This is a genomic window from Collinsella aerofaciens, from assembly GCF_028209885.1.
In the GTDB taxonomy this organism is placed as follows: Bacteria; Actinomycetota; Coriobacteriia; order Coriobacteriales; family Coriobacteriaceae; genus Collinsella; species Collinsella aerofaciens_BA.
The window spans coordinates 1-2,795 of record NZ_JAQLEM010000068.1 but is presented as its reverse complement, the minus strand read 5'-3'; the positions used below and the strand labels follow the sequence as shown (position 1 = coordinate 2,795).

Here is a 2,795-nt window from a genome sequence, read left to right as displayed (position 1 = left end):
GCCTTCCCTCAACGCGACCCTGCGGAGCCGTGAGCGGGGAGGGAAGGCGATCCGGCCTCCCGCCCTGCGCCCCGCAGTCCACGTTCGTATCGGCGCTAGTAGTTCACCACCTGCTCCTCAAAGTACGCCTTCGGGTGGTTACACACCGGGCACACCTCAGGCGCCTCGGCACCAACGTGCAGGTGCCCGCAGTTCAGGCACTTCCATACCTTCACGCCCTCACGCTCAAACACCTCGCCCGACTCGATGCGCTCGACGAGTTTGTTGTAGCGCTCCTCGTGGGCCTTCTCGACGGCGGCGACACCACGGAACTTCTCGGCGATCTCGGCAAAGCCCTCCTCCTCGGCGGTCTTGGCGAACTCGTCGTACATCGTGGTCCACTCGTAGTTCTCGCCCGCGGCGGCGTCGCGCAGGTTGTCCAGAGTGCCCGGAACGGCGCCGTCGTGCAGATACTTAAACCACAGCTTGGCGTGCTCTGACTCGTTGCCTGCGGTCTCGGCAAAGATATTCGAGATCTGAACGTAGCCGTCCTTCTTGGCCTTGGATGCATAGTAGCGATACTTAGTGTGCGCCTGGGACTCACCGGCAAAAGCGGTCTCGAGGTTCTTCTTGGTTTGGGAGTTCTCAAAATCCATAGGTGTACTTCCCTTCAACATATGCCGCCCGTAGGCTTCGAGCGGCCTTTTCTTTAGGATGCCCTCATGTCGAAAATCTAAACCTTACAATCCTGTTTTTCAGATTCGGGCGGGCTACACGCTTAGCCAGTGGTCGCCCTCCACGCGACAAAAGCCCTCACGCTCCAAGTCGGCCAAAATGCCTGCGACAAGATCGTGATCGACCGGCTCGCGGCCTGCTGCCGCCTCCATTTCGTTGACACCCGCCACAGCCTCGGCGAGTGTGATGCCCGCCGGCCGCCCATCGCGCGCCGCCAGCAGCATGCGCACAATATGAGCGCGCTTTTGGCGGCGCGAGCCCTCAAACTTGGACTGACGGCTATAGCTCGCCGAGCGCCTGGACGGATTGGGCAGCGTCTTCTTAAGATACGCGCCATAATCCAGCAGCGCGTAATACCATGCGCGCGGTGTGTCGGCATCGTCGAGCGGCACGGCAAAGGGAGCGATCTCATCCGCCGTCGCACCGGGAGCCGCCGGACAGGCGGCCTGAATCAGCGGCACCAGCTCGCGATCGGGAACGGCCGGCACATCGGGAAAGAAATGATGCAGAAAGACCGTGCGCACGTTGGTCTCCAGATACACACCCGGTAGATCGAACGCAAACGACCGGATGCCCTGCGCCGTCGCTGGGCCAATACCGGGCAGGGCGACCAGGTCGCGCGTCTCACGTGGAAACTCCCCACCCCAGTCTTCCATAACGCACTGAGCGGCTCTGTGAAGCGCCAGAGCACGCCGGTTGTAGCCCATCCCCTGCCAAGCGTCCAAAACATCGGAAGGCGCGGCCTGGGCAAGCGCCTGCACGGTTGGAAAGCGATCGAGCCACGCGGGCATACGCGTCTCCACGCGCGGCACCTGCGTTTGCTGCAGCATAACCTCGGAAAGCCAAATAATGTACGGGTCGCGCGTGCGGCGCCACGGAAGGTCGCGATAACGCAGGACCCCTTCCGAACGAATCATCGAACGAAAGGGGTCCTGAATCATGGCTATGCTCCTTATGCGGCGCTATTCCTCCCGGCAAGCGCACGCACAGGTGGCGTACTCGGGAAACGCATCGCGGTCGGCGAACTTGGAATCGACGGCCGGGAACTGGCGGTGAGCGACGATATCGCCCAGCGAAACGGAATCGAGGTAGTCGCGCATCAGCGCTTGAGCTCCGGCCCACAGGGGATGATAACAGCACGTGCCCATGCGTGCACAGTCGCCATCGGGCGCGGTGCAATCGTTCATGACCATGGGGCCCTGAACGGCCTCAACGACCTGGCGGATGGTGACATCGTCGGGGCTGACCTTAAGACGCATGCCGCCATGGACGCCACGCAGGCTCTCCACAATACCGGCCTGAACCAAACCATGCTGAATCGAACGGGCAAACGAATACGGGACATTGACCTCTTCGGCGGCGGTGCGAACAGAAAGCAGACGCTCCGGGTCCTCGGCAAGCATCGCGAGCATGCGAAGGGCGTAATCAGTCTTCCTCGATATGTCCATTTTTTCCCCTTTCAAGGAATAGGAACAGCTCGAACGAGCTCCGGAGCCGAGCTTACGTCGAGACGCCAATGACCGTATGGACGCCCATATAGCAAAACGGGTGCCCACTGAATGCCGTGTTTGAAGCCTCTTGCATCAAAAACGGCCCATAGTGCAATTTAGTATAACCTAACCCCCTGCTTCGTTGAACAGGTGTTGTGCAACAAACGCCTTGTTTGAACATAGGTCTCAAACGGAGCTTGTCCGGGAATTGGAAGGATTTGGTTTTGGGCAAAAGGAGCCGATGGGATCAAGGTCCTATCAAACGCAAAAAGCCACGTCCGAAGACGTGGCTTTAATTGCGTTGGCGGGAAGTACGGGGCTCGAACCCGCGACCTCCGACGTGACAGGCCGGCGCTCTAACCAAACTGAGCTAACTCCCCAGGCAGTCGTTCGCGTTTGTTTCCGCTCGCGTGCGCTGCGGGGATTAGTATACACAGAAGTCTGTCCGGCGCGCAACAACTTTTTTGAAAAAATTTTTGGGCCCCTCCGGGAGGGTCTCCGGGGCTGAGGGCGGGGGTTAAGTTTGCTGCTCTACAGTCCTGCGCAAGACGGAAAGCACATTAAGTGCTTTCCTTTGCGTGCGGAACTCGC

3 protein-coding genes and 1 tRNA gene are annotated in these 2,795 nt (G+C 59.9%); all 4 read right to left on the bottom strand.

Annotated elements, in window-relative coordinates:
* Window positions 1–95: 95 nt before the first annotated feature.
* The 4 genes from rbr to PMX21_RS09955 all read right to left on the bottom strand — a co-directional run bounded on the left by rbr (window position 96) and on the right by PMX21_RS09955 (window position 2,584).
* Window positions 96–635, bottom strand: coding sequence for a rubrerythrin (gene rbr / locus PMX21_RS09970; RefSeq protein WP_006235152.1), 540 nt, complete (start codon window positions 633–635; stop codon window positions 96–98).
* Between the two features lie 114 nt (window positions 636–749).
* Complete coding sequence (locus PMX21_RS09965) at window positions 750–1,655, bottom strand: HhH-GPD family protein (RefSeq protein ID WP_271759288.1); 906 nt, start codon at window positions 1,653–1,655, stop codon at window positions 750–752.
* 21 nt (window positions 1,656–1,676) lie between these two features.
* A complete protein-coding gene (locus PMX21_RS09960) occupies window positions 1,677–2,162 on the bottom strand; it encodes an RrF2 family transcriptional regulator (protein WP_099432564.1) in 486 nt (161 codons plus the stop codon).
* Between the two features lie 344 nt (window positions 2,163–2,506).
* Window positions 2,507–2,584 (bottom strand) — tRNA-Asp (locus PMX21_RS09955).
* Window positions 2,585–2,795 lie beyond the last annotated feature (211 nt).